Source organism: Actinokineospora sp. NPDC004072 (genome assembly GCF_053604195.1).
Map to the genome: position 1 here is coordinate 216,370 of NZ_JBSGHB010000010.1, position 19,249 is coordinate 235,618.

Here is a 19,249-nt window from a genome sequence, read left to right on the forward strand (position 1 = left end):
TCGAACCCGGACGGCCGGGTCGGCTCCCGTCTGCGTAGATCTCCACTGCTCCATCCGTGACCCGCCGTCACCCATTTGGGCGATATCTGACCGGCGGGTGCCGAGCGTGCAGCCGGATCGTGTCTTCGATCTTGCCTGTTGCCCTCCACTGTGGATTTCCTTGTCGGCGACGAGCTGCGGATTCGTTGCGGTTGCGCGGAGTTCCGGGTCTTTGGGCCCGAGCTGCCTGCCGTGCGCGCAGCGTGCTCCCTAGGGCCGTTAGGCCCTGTCGGGTGTGACGTTGAATACGAAACCATCGGCACCATGCGGCGGAGATGCCTCTGGTGCCAGGTGGGTCACCCGGCTACCATCACTCTCCGTCAAGGCCACCATCGCATCCGACCGTCCCGGCTGCGGCCCCGGTGCGCCGACAGTTCATCTTCCGGCCCGCCTCGCGCGCGCCGACCTTCAGGGGGCACCTGTGAGCGCAACGCATGGCCCGGACTCGGCGGAACCGGCCCGCACCGACGCAGTGTTCGCCCGCCTGAAGACCGCGGCCTTCCACGAGCTGGTCGAGGCGTCGCTGCGCGGCGACGCCGCGGCCCGCCAGACCCTCTTCGCCTGGATCCACCCGGCCATCGTGCGCTACTGCCGCGCCCGCATCGGCCGCACCGGCTCGGCCTACTCCTCCGCCGACGACGTGGCCCAGGAGATCATGCTGGCCATCCTCGGCGCCCTGCCGCGCTACGCCGACGACCGCGAGTCCTTCCTGCCCTTCGTCTACGGCATCGCCGCGCACAAGGTCGCCGACTTCTACCGCCGCTCCGGCCGCGACCGCTCCGACCCGGTCGCCGACCTCCCCGACGTCGCCGACGCCGGTCTCGGGCCCGAGCAGCTCACCCTGCGCGGGGAGATGCGCGCCCGGCTCAGCACCCTGCTCGACAGCCTGGCCCCGCGCCAGCGCGAGATCCTCGTGCTGCGCCTGGTCGTCGGCCTCTCGGCGCAGGAGACCGCGGTCGCCATCGGCCTGACCGCGACCGCGGTGCGGGTCGCCCAGCACCGGGCCCTCAGCCGCCTGCGCGGCTCGCTGACCGCCGCCGACTGGCTGTAGCGGCTAGCGGGCGCTGGCCCGCAGGTAGAGCTGGACCTCCACCCGCCCGGGCTCGGCGACGGCCTCCACCGCGTGCAGGCGGTCGACGGTGAAGCCCGCGTCCTCCACCACCTGGCGCAGGGCCTCCGGCGGGTAGGCCGAGACCGTCGTGGGCGCGCCGAGGAAGTTCACCGGGAAGGTGTCGAAGTCGCCCTGGACCATGCTGATGAGCAGCAGGCCCGGGCCGGTCAGCTGGTTCCGCAGGGCGCGCAGCGTGGCCTCGATGTCGGCCTTGGGCAGCATCAGCAGCGCGAAGAACGCCACCGCGGCGTCGAAGGCGCCCAGGTCGGAGACGTCGCGCAGGTCGCCGAGGCGGTAGTCGGCGCCCGGGGCCTGCTCGTGGGCCAGCTCCAGCATCACCGGCGACTCGTCGACCGCGACCACCGACATGCCCGCGTCGACGAGCTGCCGCGCGGTGGGCAGCCCGCTGCCGCACCCCAGGTCCAGCACCCGCGCCCCCGGGCGCAGCTGCTCGATCAGCCAGGCCACCTCGCCGATCTGGGTGTCCCGCTCGACGAACGACTCGTCGTAGCGGCGGCCGATGAGGTCGAAGGCGGGAACGTTGTCCGTCACGCGGACAGCATGCCGGGGCCGGGTGCGCCGGTCCAGTGGGACCGGGCCGGGGCAGCCGAGGCTGCCGGTCGCGCGGGCGTCGTCCGAAATAGACCGATTGGCCGCCCGCCCCGCAGGCTGCCCGTGCCCTCGTTGGTCGGTGGCACGCGCGTTCGATAATGTCGGCAGGGCCAGGTCGGGGCCTGGGGAACCGCTATCACGAGAGGTGCCTGGTCATCGAAACGGGTCAGCTGGTCGCCGGCCGGTACCGCCTGCTGGAGACCATCGGCAGCGGCGCGATGGGCGTGGTCTGGCGCGCCCGCGACGAGCGGCTGGAGCGCGTGATCGCGATCAAGCAGCTGATCATCCGCCCCGGCCTCACCCCGGCCAAGACCGAGGAGGCGCGCAGGCGGGCCATGCGCGAGGCGCGCATCGCCGCGCGGCTGCACCACCGCAACGCCGTCGCCCTTCTCGACGTCGCCGAGCACGACGGCGACCCGTGCCTGGTCATGGAGTTCGTCAACGCGCGCAGTCTCTCGGCGGTGATCGCCGAGCGGGGCACGCTGCCGCCCGAGCAGGTCGCCGCGATCGGCTCGCAGGTCGCCGCCGCCCTCGCCGCCGCGCACGCGGCCGGGATCGTGCACCGCGACGTCAAGCCGGGCAACATCCTGATCGACGACCAGGGCACGGTGAAGATCACCGACTTCGGCATCTCCAAGGCCACCGGCGACCACACCATCACCACCGACACCGGCGTGCTGGCGGGCACCCCCGCCTACCTGGCCCCCGAGCTGGCCCGCGGCCAGCAGCCGACGACGGCGTCGGACGTGTTCTCCCTGGGCTCGACGCTGTACCACGCGCTGGAGGGCACCCCGCCCTTCGGCCTCAACCCGAACCCGCTGGCGCTGCTGCACGCCGTGGCCAACGGCGACGTCAAGCCGCCGCGCAACGGCGGGCACCTCACCAGCACGCTGATGGCGCTGCTGCGGACCGACCCGGCGGAGCGGCCGACGATGGAGGAGGCGGCCACCACCCTGGCCGTGCCCACCGCGCCGCTGGTGCTGCCGACCACGCCCGCCGCGATCGAGCGGACCGTGCCCGCGCGCCGCACCCCGCCGCCGGTCCAGCGGCCCGCGCCGCCGCCGCAGCAGACCCCGCCGCCGGTGCCCGTCGCCGCGGCCCCGGCCGCGCCCCGCCGCGGCGTGCTGGTCGGCGCGGCCGCCGTCGTCGCCGGGCTGGCCGCCGCCGTCGTGCTGGTGCTCAGCTCCCAGGGCGACGGCACCACCGCCAACCCGAACACCGAGACCCGCACGGTGACGGTCAGCAACTCCCCGACCGAGGAGCCGACGACCACGACGGCCACGCCGATCGCGGGCGCGTCCAAGGTCACCGACTACCCCGCCGCGGGCCGGGCGATGATCGCCTTCTACCTCAGCAGCACCCCGATCGAGCAGCGCTGGGCGCTGCTGACCCCCAACGCCCAGGCGAGCTTCGGCAGCATGGCCGAGTTCGAGGCGTACTGGTCGCAGTACAAGTACGTGGCCTCCCAGGGCGCCCGCGTCGTCGGGCACAACGACGACGGCTCGGCCAACGTCACCGCCACGGTCACCCTGACCAAGGGCGACGGGCAGAGCACCGCGCCCAAGACCGTGCGCATGGTCAACCTCGGCGGCAAGCACCTGATCGACTCCGACCCGCGGGCCTGATCGATTGCGCGGGGCGGCCCGCGGTGGGAGCGTGGTGCCATGCCGCTGATGCCTGTCACCGACTCGATGTTCCTGCTCGGCGAGTCGCGCGAGCATCCGCTGCACGTGGGCGGGTTGCAGCTGTTCGAGCTGCCGCCGGGGGCCGAGCCCTCCTACGTCAACGACGTGCACAAGTCGCTGATCGAGGTCGACGAGCTGCGGCCGCTGTTCCGCAGGCGCCCGCGCGGCCCGGTGAACTCCGTCGGCCAGATGGTCTGGACCAATGATGACCTGCTGGACCTGGAGTACCACGTCCGGCTGTCCGGGCTGGCCTCCCCCGGGCGGGTGCGCGAGCTGCTGGAGCTGGTGTCGCGGCTGCACGGCTCGCTGCTGGACCGGCACCGCCCGCTGTGGGAGTCGCACCTGGTCGAGGGCGTCGAGGGCGGGCGCTTCGCCGTCTACACCAAGATCCACCACGCGCTGCTCGACGGCGTGTCCGCGCTGCGGATGATGCGCGAGGCGCTGTCGGAGGACCCCGCCGAGCGCGGCCTGCGCCCGCCGTGGGCCGAGGTCCCCGGCGCCGAGCCCGCCGACCGCCGCGCCGAGCCCGACCCGGTGACCGGCCTGGCCGCCGCGGCCAGGGTGGTGCGGGAGGTCGTGGGTCTCGGCCCGGCCGTGGTGCGCTACCTGAACCAGGCGTTCGCCGAGCAGGCCGCGGCCCTGCCGTTCGAGGCCCCGCGCTCGATGCTCAACGTCCCCATCACCGGCGCCCGCCGCTTCGCCGCCCAGGGCTGGCCGCTGGAGCGGGTGCGCGCCGTCGGCGAGGCGGCCGACGCGACGGTCAACGACGTCATGCTGGCCATGTGCGCGGGCGCCCTGCGCGAGTACCTCGGCGAGCAGGGCGCGCTGCCCGACAAGCCGCTGATCGCCGCCGTCCCGGTGTCCCTGCGCGGCGACGAGACCGCCGACGGCGGCAACGCGCTCGGGCTGATCCTGTGCACGCTGGCGACCGACCTCGCCGACGCGGGCGAGCGGCTGGTCACCATCTCCGACTCGATGCAGCGCGGCAAGGACTTCTACCGCGGCATGAGCCAGCTCCAGATCACCGCGCTGAGCGCGATCCCGTTCGCGCCGCTGGCCGTCGCCCTGCTGCCGGGCGCGCTGCGGCTGACCCCGCCGTCGTTCAACCTGCTGATCTCCAACGTGCCCGGCCCCCAGCAGCCGTTGTACTGGAACGGCGCGAAGATGGTCGGCCTCTACCCGGTCTCGATCCCCTACGAGGGCCAGGCGCTCAACATCACGGTCACCAGCTACGCCGGGAGCCTGGAGTTCGGCCTCACCGGCTGCCGCCGCAGTGTGCCGCACCTGCAACGGCTCCTCGGCCACCTGGACACGGCCCTGGCCGAGCTGGAGAAGGCGGTGCTGTAGGGGCCCGCAAACGCCGACGGCACGGCTCGCGTGAGCCGTGCCGCCTCCTGGAAACCCCGCTCAGCCGCTCTTGCGGCGGAACTGGCGCTTGCCGCCCACCCGGCTGTGGGCGTCGTGGACCTTGGAGCCGGAGTTGAGGTGCTTCTCGCCCTCCGTCGCCCGGGCGTTCTTGCGGGCCAAGGCGGCCTTGAAGCGCTCGCGGACGTCCTCGGGCTGGGGCTCGACCTCGGTGTCGGCTGTGGTTTTCGGTGTTTCGGCCATGGGGACCTCCCGAGCGTCGCGGCTGTGGCCCCAGCCTGGCACGGCTGCGCTGATCGGTCGACTCGTTTACGCCCGCTCGGCGCGTGACTTCAGTCCCTCCGCCTCCATCGCCAGGTAGCGGTCGGTCAGGCCCGCGGTCAGCCTGCCCACGAGCGCGCCCAGCCACCCCTCCTGGCGCAGCCGCAGCGTCACCTTGCTGCCCTCGCCGTGCGGCTCGACCAGGTGCACCGCGGTGGTCCGCACGCCCGGCCCGGTCGCCACCCACGTCCACGAGCGGCCCTCGGTCAGCTCCGTCGCCGTCCACACCGTGGTCGGCAGCTTCGGCTGCTTGATGCGCACGCGCGTGCCCACCGCCAGCGGGCCGGGGTCCAGCCGGGTGGCCGACACCACCGACGCCGTCCAGTCCGGCCACTCCTCCACCCGGGTGAAGATGGCCCAGACGCGCGCCGGATCCGCATCGATCAGGACGTCAGCGGTGAACTCCATGCCGGTCAGCATAGGGACCGCGATGATCGTCTCCGGCGTGCAACCACTATCCTCCCTGCGCGGAGGACTTACGGTGAACCTGCTCGACCACATCGCATCCGTGGCGGCGCTGGCGGGGCGCCCCTGGCACGATCACGCCGCGCTCGCGGCCGACGAGCACCTGCGCTTCGAGTGGTACCGGGACGCGGTGCCGCAGGACGAGGCCGCCTTCCTCCGGCTGGTCCTGGCCGACCCGGACCAGGAGATGGCGATCGCGGCGGTGGTCGCGCGCATCGATGAGCGGGCCAGGTCGAGCCTGGACTTCCACGACTGGGCCGACCGGGTCGAGCCGGTGTGCGCGCACGTGGACTTCGTCCGCCGCAGGCTCGCCGAGTGGCGCCTGCTGCTCGACGCCTTCGCCGGGCGGCCGGTCGACTCCGCGGCCGTGCTCGCCGCCTCCGACTGGGCCCAGCGCAAGCTGGCCGCCGTGGTCGACGGCGAGCTGCTGGTGCTGCTGGCCGAGCACGGTCGGACCCGCCGCGTCCGGGCGCTGACCAGGGTGCCCCGACCGGCCCGCCCCCGAACGGCGCATTGACCGGCCTTGACCGATCCGGCCCTGTTACGGCCGCCCCCGCGCCCGCGATGTGCAGCGCATGGCCCCAAGATCACTTCTCCTGGTGCTGGCGCTGGTCGCCTCGTGCGCGGTGGAGGGCCGGGACGCGGGGACGTGCACCGAGCACCGCTGTGAGCTGACCGTCTCCGGCTCCCCGACGCTGGAGGTGCTCGACCGGCGCATCAAGGCCGTGGTGGCGGGCGGGGCGGTGCGCGTCTCGGGCGCGGGTGTCGACGTGACGCTCAATCCGGGCGAGGCGGCGCTGGTCGACGGCGTGCGCGTCGAGGTGGGCTCGGTGACCGACGGGACGGCCCGGCTGGTCATCACCGACTGAACGCATACCGGACGGTAGGCGACCTGGATCTTGGTCCATAGGACCGGTCCATAACATGTGCGCATGGAACTGGAGTTCCGGCATCTGCGGATCCTGATCGCGGTGGCGGACGAGGGCAGCATCACCCGCGCCGCCGCCGCGCTCGGGATGTCGCAGCCCTCGCTGACCGCGCAGGTGCAGCGCATCGAGCGGGCGCTGGGGGCGCCGCTGTTCGAGCGCGGGCGCGGCGGCGTGGTGCCGACCGGCTTCGGGCGCACCGTGCTGTCCAAGGCGCGGGCCGTGGTCAGCGAGATGGCGGGCCTGCAGACCGTCGCGCCGCCCGGGTCGGGCACGGCGGGCGGGGTGGAGCTGCACCTGGGCTGCTACCCGGGCGCGCTGGCCTCGGCCGTGGTCCCGCGCCTGGTCGCCGCGCACGACGACCCGCTGCGCGTGCACGTGCACAGCGACCCCAGCGCGGCCGACCTGCTGGCCAGGGTGCGCGCCGCCCGGCTGGACGCGGCGGTCGTGGTGGAGCCCGTCGGCTTCGAGGTGACCCCGCCCGACGGGCTGCTGCGCGAGGTCGTCGTGCCCGTCGAGCCGCGGTTCGTCGCCCTGTGCGCCGATCACCCGCTGGCCGCCGAGGACGAGGTCGACCTGGCCGCGCTGGCCGACGAGAACTGGATGGTCGACCCGCACGTCGACGCCGGGATGCTGGCCGCGCTGCGCTGGGCCTGCGGCGAGGCGGGGTTCGAGCCGCGGATCAGCCACGAGATCAGCGACGCCAGCTCGGCGCGGGAGTTCATCGTTACCGGGCAGTGCGTCAGCCTGGCCCAGCCGACCTCGCTGGAGGGCCGCGGCCTGGTGGTGCGCCCGCTGCGCGGCGACCCGATCACCGTGCGGCTGGACCTGGCCTGGCGGCGGCCGTCGCCGGTGGAGCCCGCCCTGCTGCGCAAGCTCATCGCCGAGTCCTACCTGGCCCTCACCACCCGCAACCCCAGTTACGCCCGGTGGTGGGACGAGAACGGCGTTACGCTGACCTGAGGCGTGCCGCACACCCGACCAGTCCACGATAGACGGTCTTCGCACCGGGAGTCCGCATGGGAGCCGAGTCCGATCCGCGCACACCGCTGCAGCGGCGGCGCTGGGCGCGGACGGCGGGCGGGCTGCCCGCGATCGGCGCCTCCGGCCCGGATCCGACCCCGGTCGACGACGTGCTCAGCCAGCTCGACACCACCTGGGACGAGCGGCTCACCCGGCTCAGCCAGCACGACCGCGTGCACGTCGGCGCCACGATGACGGCGGTGTCCCGGCAGGTCCTGCGCGCCGAGGCCGACGGCCCGGACCGCTGGGTCCTGGTCATCTCGGCCGACGAGCCCGACCGGCCCCTGCCGGAGGTGCGCCCGCTGCGCAACTGCGCGCTCGGGCGGGTCGCCGCGGACCCGGAAGCGGGGCTGATGGTGGCCGAGCTGCTGTTCGACCGGCCGCTGGCGCGCGGTGAGACGGTCATCACCGAGCACGAGGTCGTCGACGTGCCGATGGCGGACGGCTCCTACGAGCGCAAGTTCCGCCTGCCGGTGCGCGAGTTCGTCCTGGAGGTCGGCTTCGACCAGGAGCCGGAGTTCTGCGAGCAGTACACGCGCGACGACCGGGGCATCGAGGACAGCAGACCGGCTGCGCTCGACCGGGGACGGACCGTGCACGGGGTGGCGCTGAACTTCGGTCCCGGGTGCTACGGGTTCCGCTGGGGCTGAGCGTCGTTCACGGTTTCCAGTCCCGGCTTCCGGAGCTGGTCGGGCGGCGTATTCGAGGCAGTTAACAGTTGTTATTGCCGAAGCGGTTGCCGGAAGGCGCAAGTTGCGGGGAATATGGGTGCCGGACGGTGCCTCAGGCCGTGCAGGGTCGGCCGCGGGGACACCACCGTCCAGTCTCACCGCAACGCGCCCGCGGCCGGGACACCGCGGGCAGCGCCCTCGCACGGTGAGCGTTCGGGCCCCGGGTCGGCTTCATGCCGCTCCCGGGGCCCTTTGCCGTCTTGTGTCCAGTTTGTCCGTCGTCAGTCTTCAAGCTGGGGCCGCTCCACCCGCTCCAGGATGACCTCGCTGCCGTGGGCCGCGGCGCTGAGCTGGGCGAACGTCGGCAGCAGCTCGGCGGCCTCGCGGACCTGCTCGGGGTGGCGGGCCAGCCACCAGACCGCGGCCTTGCCCGGGTCGGCCAGCACCTCGTCGGTGAGGTAGGCGCGCGCGGCCTGCTCCAGCTCGCGCTCGTGGTCGCGGAGCTGCTTCTCCTTGCGGAGGTCCTGCAACCGCTTGAGCCGCTCGGCGTCCTCGTGCGGCACCGCCAACCCCACCTCCTCCGCCCACGCCGTGATCTGCCCCGTCCGATCCGCCAGCTGCGCCCCCAGCTCCGCGGCGAGCCGCACCTGCACCCCCTCGGGATCCATCGGCGACCCCTGCACGGTCACCTGCCGCGCCCGCTCCAACACCGCGTGCACCGCAAGCCCGCGCGGATTGGCGTGCTGCGGTAGCGGACCGTTGGGGCGCCAGTACACCTTGCAGGAGAGCGTGAACCGGTAGTACGGCTCGGCGCTGTCGACCGGGATCGCAGGCACGTGGTGCTCCTCCCGCGGCGGCTCCACCACCGCCTGCGGCGCCTTCATCTGCCGCTCCCGCGCCGCCTCCACCCGCAACGCCATCTGCTCCCGCTGCACCCCGATCTGCCGAACCACCCCCACCGCCCCCGCCACGGCGACGGCCAACGCCACCAACATCACCCAATCGGGCACCGCGAGCACCGCCCACGCGAGAAACGGCACCACCAACGCCACAGCCACCACGGCCGCAGGCGCCCACCACCGAGCAGCGTCATCCACTCTGCCTGACTACCTCGTCCCCACCCCCGCCAGATAGCCCCATCCGGCCCATTCCCTCCGACAGCCCCCACCCCGCTGAGCCGATCGGGTGCCGCACCTGCAACCCACCAACCCACCCCACCGCGATCCGATACGAAGATCAGGAAAGGGGGGACCCACCATGACGAGCCCGCGCGAGAGCTTCGACCAACTGGGGATGGTGGCGGCGTGGAGCCTGCCGTACCTCACCTACCTGCTGGAACAGGCAGGCAGCCGCCGGCGCGTCGACGGGCGGGGATGAGCGGCCGTGGGTCCTTGTGGGCCCGATGGCGGCGCCCGCGCGGGCTGGTCGGGCTGGCGGCGCTGGTGCTGGTGCTGGCGTCCTGCTCCGAATCCGAGCCGCCGCCTCCCGCGCAGACGATCACCCCGCAGCCGGTCCCGCTCACCTCGGTCCCGCGCGTGGACGAGCCCATCACCGTGGACGCATGGGTGGGCAAGCCGTGCGCTCTGCTCACCGAGCCGGTGCGGCTCGGCCCACCGGACCACCCGGAGACCTTCGATTCGAATGCTGCGCCGATTCACCGTGGGCGTCTCGGCAGGCCAGGGCTTGCGGTTCACGCAGACGCCCATGCTGCCTGCGGGCGGGAACCGGTGCCTGCTGTCGGCACGGGCGCAGGAAGCGGTCCTGCGCTCGCTGGTGAAGGGCCGAGCGTGACCGGCGGCCGGGGCTGGTCGGCTCTGCTGCCGACTGACACGCACGTCTCGCCGGAGGACTTTCCGCAGCCGGCTACCGCGCTTGAGCCGATCGAGTGCAATGCGTCGGAAACCACGCCGCGGCCCCGAGCCGTCTTGCTATCCAAGATCACGGGAGGGTGGCGATGACACAACCCGAGATGGGCTTCCGAGCCGACCTCGACGAGCTGGCCCTGGTGGCGACCTGGCGGCTGCCGCAGGTGGCGCTGATGTTCGACTTCCAGGCCGACCGCCTCACCGGGTACGAGGGCGTCAACGCGCCCGACGGCTGGTCCGGCCTGCTGAACAACAGCTTCCACCACTTCATCGGCGCGCTGCGCGACCGGGCCCGGGATGGCGCCGAAGCCGTCCGCGCCACCGGCGAGGCCCTGCAGGACGTCGTCGCCCTCTACCGACGCGCCGATGGGCAGGAATAGCCCGTGGACGTCGACTGGCCCAGCGACCAACCGCTGTTCGACCTCATCGCGCAGACGGCGGCCGAGGCCGGGGAGCTGATGGCCGACCCCGGCGCGGCGATGGACCTGGACCACCGGCTCTACGGGCTGGCCAGCACGATGCTGTCCGTCTCCCCGACCGTGGTGGTGGAGCTGTTCGACGCCATCGCGGCGAACGCGCACGAGGACACCCACGCGATCACCGCGGCCGCCTTGCGGGCCGTCGACGATTCGCTGGGGGACTGGGACGGCACGGCCGCCCAGGCGTTCAAGGAGCACATGTCCAACGTCCGCGAGTTCGCCACCGCCCAGCGCGAGCACACGGGCGAACTCCTCAAGTACCTCATCGCGGCCTACCTGCTCGCCACCAACGCCAGGGACGACCTGCACGCGCTGATGAGCGAGTGGCTGTCCGTGTCCCGGAAGTTCCGCGCCGACGAGGAGGAGCAGCGCGTCGACCTCGCCGTCAAGATCGGCGCGGTGCTGATCGCGGGCGCGCTCGCGATCCCCAGCGCGGGCGGATCGCTGGCGATGGCGGGGATCGCGGCGGGTGCGGCTGTCACCGCGACTGCCGAGGTCGTCACCGCGCTGGGCGGCACGACGCCCGAGGAGGTGTACGCCTCGGCGGGCAACGCCATCGTGAAGCTGGGCGAGCGCTACGACGACGCCGTGCGGGCGCTGCGCATGAAGATGGACGGCTACCTGGGCTCGATCGTGTCGGGCAGCCCGCACATCCTCCGGCCGCTGCCCTCGTCGACCGATGTGGACAGCCCGGACTTCCGCTACGAGAACTTCTACAGCGATCTCCGCCCGACTCCGGCCTTCAGCGCCGACGTCGCCCGCGAGCGCGAGCGCTACGTCGCGGAGAAGAACTCGACGGACAACCCGATCGGACGTGTTCTCGGCGGTGATGACGGTGCGGGCTAGGTGGGTGTGGGTGGTGGCGGTCCTGGTCGCCAGCGCGGGCTGCGCGGACCGGAGCACGCCGCCGTCCGGGGCTCCTGCGCCGCCTGCGACGAGCAAGCCGCCGAGCACCGCCCCGGCGGTGGCTGACCCGATCGCCCTCGGCGGCTGGGCGGACGACCCGTGCGGCCTGGCCGAGCAGCGCATGACGATGGAGACCGCCGACCACGGCATGATCACCGCCACCGCGACCCGCGCCTCACCGACGGTGTGCGTCTGGCAGTGGAAGGAGATCCCGCGCCGGCTGGAATTGGAGGTCTTCCCAACCACGGACGTCCTGGCCGCGGAGTACGACGCCGCCGACTTCACCACCTACACCTGGTGGGCCTTCCCCGCCACCTTCGGCTACCCAGCCGTCCAGCACATATCCGACGAGAACACCTGCCGGTGGACGATCGGCCTGTCGGACACCCAGGGCCTCCAGATCCGCCAAACCATCCCCGCCACCTACGGCTTCAGCTCCCCCTGCGCCCGCATCGGCCAAGTCGAAGCCCAAGCCCTCCGCACAATCGTCGAGCGCCCGAGGTAGCACCAGGAGGTCGCTGCGCTGCCTCGCCCGAGGCGGAGAAGCCTCGCGGACTGGCGTGCTGCGATAACGGTCGTTAGCGCGTCAGTACATCCCCATCGGATAGCTCCATCCTGCGCATTTCGCACGGCCGAGCACCCCGTTGGGCCGAACGGGTGCCGCACCTGCAAGCCCGCCCGCCACCCTGGCCCGGTCCGATACGAAGATCGGGAAAGGGGGAGTCACCATGACGAGCTACCGGGCCGACCTCGACCGCAGGCGCAACGGCGGGGCCGGGATGCGTGAGCGGTCGGTCCTGGTGGCGGCTCTTATGGCTGCGCTCGCCGCTTGTTCGAGCCCCGCACCGCAGCCCAGCCCCTCCCCACCGGTTCCGCTCACCTCGTCTCCAGCGGTCGACCGGCCGATCTCCCTCGGCTCGTGGGTCGCCGATCCCTGCGGTCTGCTCACCTCGCCGATCCGCATCGGCTTTGATGGGCCTGCTGCGGAGGTCGGGCAGGCGCAGGGTTCGGTCTGCGTGTTCACGTGGCCGGGGGAGCCGTACCGGGTCGAGGTGGAGCTCTTCGACGGCGAGGACGTCTTGGGGGCTGAGTACGCCCGGGCGACTGAGGACCGGTTGGTGTGGATTCCTGACATGCGGGTCTGGGGTTTCCCGGCCATCGGCTACGCGGAGGCGGATGTCCTGTGTCGACTCACTGTCGGGGTGGGGGAGCGGCAGGGGGTGCAGTTCCGCCAGTCGCCCATGCAGCCCGTCGACAGCGACGATCGCTGCGAGTTGAACCGCAAGGTGCAGGAAGAGGTCATGCAGGCGCTCGTCCGAAGCAGGCGGTGACAGCAGCGAACCTCCCCAGGGCTACCCCGCGAACAGGGTCGCCGGGCGGCCGCCGGTCGGGGCGGTGTGGCTGTGGAGGCCGGTCGGGGTGCTGATCAGGAGGGTGTCGGTGGTGATGCAGCAGCCTGTGGGGGTGGGGACGGGGATGGTGGGGGCGGGGGCGGTCATGCGGTGGATGCCGGTGGGGAGGGCGGCCCAGAGGTGGCCGGAGCGGTCGACGGCCAGGGAGGTGGCGGGGGTGGGGGAGAGGGGGACCGGCTGGGACAGGTGGCCGTTGGGGAGGTCGTAGGGGTGGGCGTGGATGCCGGTGGGGGTGGCGCGGTAGAGGGTGGTGGCGGCGGGGTTCCAGGCCAGGGCGAGGGTGGGGCCCTCGGCGGCGGTGTGGAGGCGGCCGGTGAGGTCGGCGCGGAGCAGGGCGGTGGGGGTGGCCAGCCAGAGGCGGCCGCCGGGGTCGCAGGTGAGCAGGGTGGCGGCGGGCCAGGGGGTGGGGGTCTGGCGGCCGTCCCGGCGCAGGTGCAGGACCTGGGTGGGGGTGGCGACGAGCCAGCCGGTGCGGCAGGGCAGGGCGCTGAGCGGGCGGCCGTCGACGGCGTAGGCGGCGACCTGGCGGAGCGCGCCCGCGGTCAGGCGGCCGACGCGCAGGCGTTCGGCGGTCTGGTCGAGCCAGGTCACCTGCTGGCCGCACCACACCGGCGCGCGGGCGGGTCCGGCGAGCGAGTGCGCGGTCGTGGTCATCGTGGCACCCCCAACTGGTCCAAACCAATCTGGAGGACCGGCCGCCCGCGCGCAAGGGGTCAAAGGGCCGCCAGTGCGGTCCGGATGCGCTCGGCGTAGTCCTCGGCGGGGTGCTCGGCGTCGTAGCCGACCCGGGGGCCGAGCCAGAAGCGCAGTCCGTCCCGCGGATTGCGCGGGATGACATGCAAGTGCATGTGCGGAACCGACTGGCTAACGACATTATTGAGCAGCACCAACGAGCCCGCCGAACTCGTTGCCGATTCGATGGCGCGCTCCAGGCACTGGGCACGGAGGAAGAAGTCGGCCACCCGATCGGCCGGGAGGTCGCTCATCCGGAGCACGTGGAGTTTGGGAATCAGCAGCGTATGGCCTCGGAACAGCGGTCGGTGGTCCAGGAAGGCGATCGTCCGATCATCCTCATGGACGACCGAAGCCCCCAGATCGCCGCTGATGATTCGGCAGAACGCGCACGCACCCGACACTTGTTTCGCCACCTGGCACTCCCATCCGAATCCGCCTGGGCACAATGGTGCCCGTGACCGTTCCAGACACGCCGTACGAGGTGCGCCGGACGCCCACCCAATACCGCGCCAGCCGCCGCATCGAGCGCATCCTCGACGCCGCTTCCCGCGTGGCCGCGGAGAAGGGCTTCTCGGGCACCACGACCGCGGACATCGCCAAAGCCGCCAAGGTGTCCATCGGCTCTGTCTACCGCTACTTCCCCGACAAGCTCGCGGTCATGAAAGCGGTGCACGGCCGCAACTCGGTGCGGTACCGGGAACTCGTGCGGGAGGCGACGAAGGAACTCGGCGACGGCGACTGGCGCGCCGCGGTCGACCGGTCCTTCGCCATCTACGTCGACATGTGCCGCACCGACGACGGGTTCCGGGCCGTGAGCAAGGCGGGGCTGGCCGCGACGGAGCTCGACGAGAACGGCGGCCCGGAGGACCCGCTGGCCGACACGCTCTCCGACCTGCTGGTCGACCGGTTCGGCTTCGCCGACACCGCCGACCTGCGCACCGCGCTGCTGCAGTGCGTCACGGTCGGCGACGTGCTCACCCGGCTGGCCTTCCGGCTGGTCGACGCGGGCCACCAGGACACCCTGGCCAAGACCCACCGGATCATCGTCGACCTCGTCGCCGAGCACGCGCCGGACTAGGGGCGGGTGGCGGGGCGGCGCCGCAGGGTCGGCGGACGCCGCCCCGCCCCTCCCTTTGTTCGTGCTTGCAACAAAGCGAGCGAGGGCGTTCCCGGCGCGGGTACCGCCTTCCGGTGGCATGCCGAACAGCATTCGATGGGAGCGCTCCCGGAGGGGCTTCGGGCGAATCGGCGGCGGCTTCCCGACCGATCCCGCGCACCTGCGGTTCAGCGACCGGCCCGCAGCGTGCGACCTGGGGTGATCCTGGCGTCCCGACCACAACTGGAGACGCGGATGAGCCGGATCGCCACGCTCGCCGTGCACGCGGGCCGCGAAGACCTCGCTGGCCTGGGCGCGCACGTGCCCCCGATCGACCTGTCCACCACCAACCCGGTGCCCGACCTGGCCGCCGGGGCCGCCGCCTACGACGCGCTGGCGGGCGGCGGCGTCCCGCCCGCCGAGGGCGGCCTGGTCTACCAGCGGCTCTGGAACCCCACGGTGGCCCGCTTCGAGGCCGCGCTGGCCCGCCTGGAGAACACCGAGGCGGCCGTGGCGTTCGCCTCCGGCATGGCCGCGCTGTCGGCCTGCCTGCTGGCCGCCCGCGCCGAGGGCACGCCGCACGTCGTCGCCGTCCGGCCGCTCTACGGCGGCTCCGACCACCTGCTGGCGGGCGGCCTGCTCGGCACCGAGGTCACCTGGGCCGAGCCCGACGGGGTCGCCGCGGCGATCCGCCAGGACACCGGGCTGGTGCTGCTGGAGACCCCGGCCAACCCGACGCTGGAGCTGGTCGACATCGCCACCGTCGTCGCCCAGGCCGGGGCGGTGCCGGTGGTGGTCGACAACACCTTCGCCACCCCGGTGCTCCAGCGGCCCGCCGAGCACGGCGCGGCGCTGGTGCTGCACTCGGCGACCAAGTATCTGGGCGGCCACGGCGACGTCATGGGCGGCGTCGTCGCCGCGTCGGCGGAGTGGGCCGCGCGGCTGCGCCGCGTGCGCGCGGTGACCGGAGGGCTGCTGCACCCGCTGGGGGCCTACCTGCTCCACCGGGGGTTGCAGACCCTCCCCGTTCGGGTGCGCGAGCAGCAGCGCACCGCGGCGTCGCTGGCGGCGTGGCTGGCCGAGCACCCGCTGGTCGAGCGCGTGCACTACCCGTCCGGGCCGCTGATCGGCCCGCAGATGGCCGGTCCGGGCGCGATGGTGGCCTTCACCGTCGCAGGCGGATTCACCGCAGCAGCCCGTACGGTGGAGCACGTGCGGCTCATCACACACGCGGTCTCCCTCGGGGGCGTGGACACCCTGATCCAACACCCCGCGTCGCTGACCCACAGGCCGGTGGCCGATTGCGCCAAACCGGCGGTAGGGGTGTTGCGGATGTCGGTTGGGCTGGAAGATGAGCAAGACCTACGCGCAGACCTGGAGGCCTCACTGAAGGTTGCTCACGTCTGACGTAGATTCGGCCGGACGGGTCCGGGGGCGGAAAGAGAGCAGAATGGGCCAACCAGCCGAACTCGACTCCATCGACATCGCGATCCTCCGCGAGCTGCAGCGCGATGCCCGCCTGCAGAACAAGGAGCTCGCCTCGATCGTCGGGGTCGCGCCGTCCACGGCGCTGGAACGTGTGCGCTCCCTGCGCAGGCGCGGGGTGCTGACCGGGTTCCACGCCACGGTCAGCCTCGCGGCGCTGGGCAGGCCGATCAGCGCGCTGTTATCCGTGCGGGTGCGCCCGCACCGCCAGCGCGTGGTGGAGGCGTTCAAGTCCTTCGTGCTCGAACAACCCGAGACCGTGTCGCTGCTGCACGTGGCCGGGCCCGACGACTACCTGATCCAGGTCGCGGTGCCGGACACCACGCACCTGCAGCAGCTGCTGATCACCCGGCTGCTGAGCAGGCCGGAGGTGGTCTCGGTCAACACCCTGCTGGTGTTCGAGGCCATCGGGCAGCCGGTGCAGACCCCGATCCAGTGACGGCGGGTCCCCCGCGCGGGCGGTTTCCGCGCGGGGGACGCCCGGGCTACTCGGCGGCGGCCCGGCGGCGGACCAGGACGAGCGCGGCGACGCCGCCGACCAGCAGCAGCGCGCCCAAGGCCAGCGGCAGGGCGATGCTCGCGCCGGTGTCGGCCAGCTCGTCCTCGGCGGGCGCCGGGCTGGTCGGGGCCGCGGACGGCGGCGGGGCCTGCGCCGAGGTCGTCGCGGGGGCCTCGGTGGTCGTCGTCGGCGCGACGGCGGTGGTCGTGGTGGTCGTCTCGGGCGCGGTGGTCGTGGTCGTCGGGACCACGCAGGCCGCCTCCTCCACGTGCCTGGTGAAGGTCCAGCCGCGCTTGCCGCTGGCGTCGTCGCCCGCGACCACGGCGATGGTGAAGGTGTGGTCGACCTCGGCGGAGACGGTCCACTCGCCCTCGTAGCGGACGCCGAACTCCTCCTCGGCCAGGACCTCTTCGCCGTCGGTGACCGTGACGGTGTTGACCACGTTCGCGCTGTAGGCCTCAAGGCGGACCGACAGGACCGTGCCCTCGGGGGTGCAGTCGGCCTTGATGTAGGGGGTGTGGGCCGCGGCGGTGCCCGCGAACGCGGCGGTGGCGGTGGCCGCGAGGACCGCGGCCGCCAGCAGGTGGGTGAGCTTGCCCAACGGGGGCTCCTTCAGGGGGACGCGAGGTGACCGCGCGCAGGCGATCAGTGACGGATCGCGAGGATAGTCACCCAACAGGGTGAGAATTCACCTGGGTGGCCGGAGAAACCGGTGATGTCACCTCTGTGTCGTTGCCTCGATTTGCTCGCCATCCCCCTATCGGGTGAGGTACACAAGAGGAGAAGCACCGTGTGTCATCGTGAGCTGCGTCCCCAGTCGCGCTGGCACTGGCCGATCGGGTGATGACTATGACTCAGCCCTGCGAGCAGTCACTCGGCGCCGCCGACAGTGATCTCGGCGAGGTCGACGACCTGCTGCGTGCCGTCGTCGCGGATGGGTTCACCGTGTACCTCTGCGGGGGGCAGCGGGAACCGGAGGCGATCGTGGCCACCTACGCCTGGCCCGACCACGTCGACTTCGTGGTCATCAAGGACCGCCACGACGTCGCCGCCGCCCGCGCGCGCTGCACCCCGGACTGGGACGTCTTCGCCCCGGACCGGGTCATCTGGTCCTACCACGGGCACGCCCGCTGGGCCCTGCGCGCGATCCTCGACCTGCACCACCCGGACCACCCCGACGCCCCCGACGACGACCACCCCGCCCCGGCCGCGCTGCGCCTGCCTGGGGAGTACCTGCGCTCGGTGTCGGTGCGCAGCCCGCGCCCGGGCCTGGTCGCCCGGCGGGCGATGCGCCTGCGCCCGTCCTGAGAGCGCCCGTCCTGGCAGCGCCCGTCCTGAGAGCGCCCACAGCCTAGGGCGGGCACCATCGGGGTATGACCCGCTTCCTGCTCGGCCTCATCGCCGCCGCCCTGGCCTGGGCGCTGCGCGACCTGCCCGCCCAGTTCGGCGGGCGGGCCGCCGGTGAGCTCGTGGCCCGCTCGCCGCAGTACCGCGACGGCGCCTTCCGCAACCGCGAGCACACCTCGTCGACGCCCGCCGAGGGCGGGAAGCTGCTGCGGGAGCTGGTGTTCGGCAGGCAGCAGCGCAAGCCCGCGGGCCAGGTGCCGCTGGTGGCGCCGCCGCCGCCGGTGGGCGACGGGCTGCACGTGACGTGGTACGGCCACTCGACCGCGCTGGTGGAGCTCGACGGCGCGCTGGTGCTGCTCGACCCGGTGTGGAGCAAGCGGGTCTCGCCGGTGCCGTTCCTCGGCCCGCGCCGAACGCACGAACCGCCCGCGCCGCTGTCCGCCCTGCCCCGCCTCGATGCCGTGGTGATCTCCCACGACCACTACGACCACCTGGACATGGCGACCGTGCTCGCGCTGGTCGAGACGCAGTCGGCGCCCTTCGTCGTCCCGCTGGGCGTGGGCGCGCACCTGCGGCGCTGGCGGGTGCCCGCGGAGCGGATCATCGAGCTGGACTGGTCGGAGTCGGCCACGCTGGGCGGGGTGCGAGTCGTGGCGACGCCCGCGCAGCACTTCTCCGGCCGCGCGCTGCGCAGGGACGGCACGCTGTGGTCGTCGTTCGCCCTGCTCGGCCCGCACCACCGCGTCTTCTACACCGGCGACTCCGGCTACTTCCCCGGCTACGCCGACATCGGCACCGAATACGGCCCGTTCGACGCGACCCTGGTCCAGATCGGCGCCTACGCCCCGAGCTGGCCCGACATCCACATGACCCCGGAGGAGGGCGTCGCCACCCACCTCGACGTCCGCGGCGGCCTGCTGATCCCCGTCCACTGGGCCACCTTCACCCTCGCCCTGCACGCCTGGACCGAACCGGTCGACCGCCTCTGGGCCGAGGCCAAGGCCCGCGGCATCCCCCTCGCCATCCCCCGCCCCGGCGAACGGGTCGACGTCAACGCCCCACCCCCGGTCGACCCCTGGTGGCAACTCCTCAAGCGCTGACCCGGCCTGCGAGGGGAGCACCTGTGTGGATCTGGCGGCTTCGGAAGGGGGCGGCTGGCGAGGGCGGTCAGCGCCGATCGTCGCCTTGGGGCGAGCGGGAACCCTAA

The 19,249-nt window shown here is 72.9% G+C and carries 24 protein-coding genes; 17 read left to right on the forward strand and 7 right to left on the reverse strand.

Features of this window, described 5'->3' with window-relative positions:
• The first annotated feature begins 523 nt into the window (after positions 1–523).
• Positions 524–1,090 carry an RNA polymerase sigma factor ShbA gene (gene shbA / locus ACWEPX_RS17695; protein WP_451898331.1) on the forward strand — a complete coding sequence of 189 codons (567 nt, stop codon included), beginning with the start codon at positions 524–526 and terminating at the stop codon, positions 1,088–1,090.
• Between the two features lie 3 nt (positions 1,091–1,093).
• Here shbA and ACWEPX_RS17700 read toward each other — a convergent pair whose 3' ends face one another.
• Positions 1,094–1,702, reverse strand: a complete 609-nt coding sequence (locus ACWEPX_RS17700; RefSeq protein WP_451898249.1) for a class I SAM-dependent DNA methyltransferase — start codon at positions 1,700–1,702, stop codon at positions 1,094–1,096.
• 158 nt (positions 1,703–1,860) lie between these two features.
• Between ACWEPX_RS17700 and ACWEPX_RS17705 the strand changes: the two genes are divergently transcribed.
• A complete protein-coding gene (locus tag ACWEPX_RS17705) occupies positions 1,861–3,387 on the forward strand; it encodes a serine/threonine-protein kinase (RefSeq protein WP_451898250.1) in 1,527 nt (508 codons plus the stop codon).
• 39 nt (positions 3,388–3,426) lie between these two features.
• Positions 3,427–4,794, forward strand: coding sequence for a WS/DGAT/MGAT family O-acyltransferase (locus tag ACWEPX_RS17710; protein WP_451898251.1), 1,368 nt, complete (start codon positions 3,427–3,429; stop codon positions 4,792–4,794).
• A 60-nt stretch (positions 4,795–4,854) separates the two neighbouring features.
• Here the strand turns inward: ACWEPX_RS17710 and ACWEPX_RS17715 are convergent, their stop codons facing one another.
• Complete coding sequence (locus ACWEPX_RS17715; RefSeq protein WP_451898252.1) at positions 4,855–5,055, reverse strand: DUF5302 domain-containing protein; 201 nt, start codon at positions 5,053–5,055, stop codon at positions 4,855–4,857.
• A 66-nt stretch (positions 5,056–5,121) separates the two neighbouring features.
• The gene (locus tag ACWEPX_RS17720) at positions 5,122–5,541 is read right to left on the reverse strand and encodes an SRPBCC family protein (protein WP_451898253.1); all 420 of its coding nucleotides are present in this window, start codon (positions 5,539–5,541) and stop codon (positions 5,122–5,124) included.
• On the opposite strand from ACWEPX_RS17720, the gene ACWEPX_RS17725 reads away from it, so the two are divergent.
• The 4 genes from ACWEPX_RS17725 to ACWEPX_RS17740 all read left to right on the forward strand — a co-directional run bounded on the left by ACWEPX_RS17725 (position 5,540) and on the right by ACWEPX_RS17740 (position 8,197).
• Entirely contained in the window at positions 5,540–6,115 is a 576-nt protein-coding gene (locus ACWEPX_RS17725) for a hypothetical protein (RefSeq protein ID WP_451898254.1), read from the forward strand. The two genes, ACWEPX_RS17720 and ACWEPX_RS17725, sit on opposite strands and share 2 nt — an antisense overlap.
• 58 nt (positions 6,116–6,173) lie before the next feature.
• Complete coding sequence (locus tag ACWEPX_RS17730; RefSeq protein ID WP_451898255.1) at positions 6,174–6,467, forward strand: hypothetical protein; 294 nt, start codon at positions 6,174–6,176, stop codon at positions 6,465–6,467.
• 63 nt (positions 6,468–6,530) lie between these two features.
• A complete protein-coding gene (locus ACWEPX_RS17735) occupies positions 6,531–7,487 on the forward strand; it encodes a LysR family transcriptional regulator (protein ID WP_451898256.1) in 957 nt (318 codons plus the stop codon).
• Between the two features lie 56 nt (positions 7,488–7,543).
• Positions 7,544–8,197 carry a hypothetical protein gene (locus ACWEPX_RS17740; protein WP_451898257.1) on the forward strand — a complete coding sequence of 218 codons (654 nt, stop codon included), beginning with the start codon at positions 7,544–7,546 and terminating at the stop codon, positions 8,195–8,197.
• Positions 8,198–8,499: 302 nt separating this feature from the next.
• On the opposite strand, the gene ACWEPX_RS17745 is transcribed toward ACWEPX_RS17740, so the two are convergent.
• A complete protein-coding gene (locus tag ACWEPX_RS17745) occupies positions 8,500–9,258 on the reverse strand; it encodes a hypothetical protein (RefSeq protein ID WP_451898258.1) in 759 nt (252 codons plus the stop codon).
• 601 nt (positions 9,259–9,859) lie between these two features.
• Here ACWEPX_RS17745 and ACWEPX_RS17750 point away from each other — a divergent pair.
• The 5 genes from ACWEPX_RS17750 (at position 9,860) to ACWEPX_RS17770 (ending at position 12,799) form a co-directional block, all read left to right on the forward strand.
• Positions 9,860–10,009: a hypothetical protein gene (locus ACWEPX_RS17750; protein WP_451898259.1), complete on the forward strand. Its 150-nt coding sequence runs from the start codon at positions 9,860–9,862 to the stop codon at positions 10,007–10,009.
• A 163-nt stretch (positions 10,010–10,172) separates the two neighbouring features.
• A complete protein-coding gene (locus ACWEPX_RS17755) occupies positions 10,173–10,463 on the forward strand; it encodes a hypothetical protein (RefSeq protein ID WP_451898260.1) in 291 nt (96 codons plus the stop codon).
• Positions 10,464–10,466: 3 nt separating this feature from the next.
• Positions 10,467–11,408: a hypothetical protein gene (locus tag ACWEPX_RS17760; protein ID WP_451898261.1), complete on the forward strand. Its 942-nt coding sequence runs from the start codon at positions 10,467–10,469 to the stop codon at positions 11,406–11,408.
• 13 nt (positions 11,409–11,421) lie between these two features.
• The gene (locus tag ACWEPX_RS17765) at positions 11,422–11,973 is read left to right on the forward strand and encodes a DUF3558 family protein (RefSeq protein WP_451898262.1); all 552 of its coding nucleotides are present in this window, start codon (positions 11,422–11,424) and stop codon (positions 11,971–11,973) included.
• 223 nt (positions 11,974–12,196) lie between these two features.
• Positions 12,197–12,799: a DUF3558 family protein gene (locus ACWEPX_RS17770; protein WP_451898263.1), complete on the forward strand. Its 603-nt coding sequence runs from the start codon at positions 12,197–12,199 to the stop codon at positions 12,797–12,799.
• A gap of 21 nt (positions 12,800–12,820) precedes the next feature.
• Here the strand turns inward: ACWEPX_RS17770 and ACWEPX_RS17775 are convergent, their stop codons facing one another.
• Both ACWEPX_RS17775 and ACWEPX_RS17780 read right to left on the reverse strand, forming a co-directional pair.
• Positions 12,821–13,534 carry an SMP-30/gluconolactonase/LRE family protein gene (locus ACWEPX_RS17775; protein ID WP_451898264.1) on the reverse strand — a complete coding sequence of 238 codons (714 nt, stop codon included), beginning with the start codon at positions 13,532–13,534 and terminating at the stop codon, positions 12,821–12,823.
• Between the two features lie 59 nt (positions 13,535–13,593).
• Complete coding sequence (locus ACWEPX_RS17780; RefSeq protein ID WP_451898265.1) at positions 13,594–14,028, reverse strand: HIT family protein; 435 nt, start codon at positions 14,026–14,028, stop codon at positions 13,594–13,596.
• Positions 14,029–14,069: 41 nt separating this feature from the next.
• Between ACWEPX_RS17780 and ACWEPX_RS17785 the strand changes: the two genes are divergently transcribed.
• The 3 genes from ACWEPX_RS17785 to ACWEPX_RS17795 all read left to right on the forward strand — a co-directional run bounded on the left by ACWEPX_RS17785 (position 14,070) and on the right by ACWEPX_RS17795 (position 16,635).
• Entirely contained in the window at positions 14,070–14,693 is a 624-nt protein-coding gene (locus ACWEPX_RS17785) for a TetR/AcrR family transcriptional regulator (protein ID WP_451898266.1), read from the forward strand.
• 273 nt (positions 14,694–14,966) lie between these two features.
• Entirely contained in the window at positions 14,967–16,118 is a 1,152-nt protein-coding gene (locus ACWEPX_RS17790) for a trans-sulfuration enzyme family protein (RefSeq protein ID WP_451898267.1), read from the forward strand.
• A 43-nt stretch (positions 16,119–16,161) separates the two neighbouring features.
• A complete protein-coding gene (locus tag ACWEPX_RS17795) occupies positions 16,162–16,635 on the forward strand; it encodes an Lrp/AsnC family transcriptional regulator (protein ID WP_451898268.1) in 474 nt (157 codons plus the stop codon).
• A 46-nt stretch (positions 16,636–16,681) separates the two neighbouring features.
• Here ACWEPX_RS17795 and ACWEPX_RS17800 read toward each other — a convergent pair whose 3' ends face one another.
• Positions 16,682–17,296, reverse strand: coding sequence for an LPXTG cell wall anchor domain-containing protein (locus ACWEPX_RS17800; protein WP_451898269.1), 615 nt, complete (start codon positions 17,294–17,296; stop codon positions 16,682–16,684).
• Between the two features lie 248 nt (positions 17,297–17,544).
• Here ACWEPX_RS17800 and ACWEPX_RS17805 point away from each other — a divergent pair, with 248 nt between their 5' ends.
• A complete protein-coding gene (locus ACWEPX_RS17805) occupies positions 17,545–18,003 on the forward strand; it encodes a hypothetical protein (protein WP_451898270.1) in 459 nt (152 codons plus the stop codon).
• A gap of 65 nt (positions 18,004–18,068) precedes the next feature.
• On the forward strand, positions 18,069–19,142 hold the full coding sequence (locus tag ACWEPX_RS17810; protein ID WP_451898271.1) for an MBL fold metallo-hydrolase: 1,074 nt from the start codon (positions 18,069–18,071) through the stop codon (positions 19,140–19,142).
• Positions 19,143–19,249 lie beyond the last annotated feature (107 nt).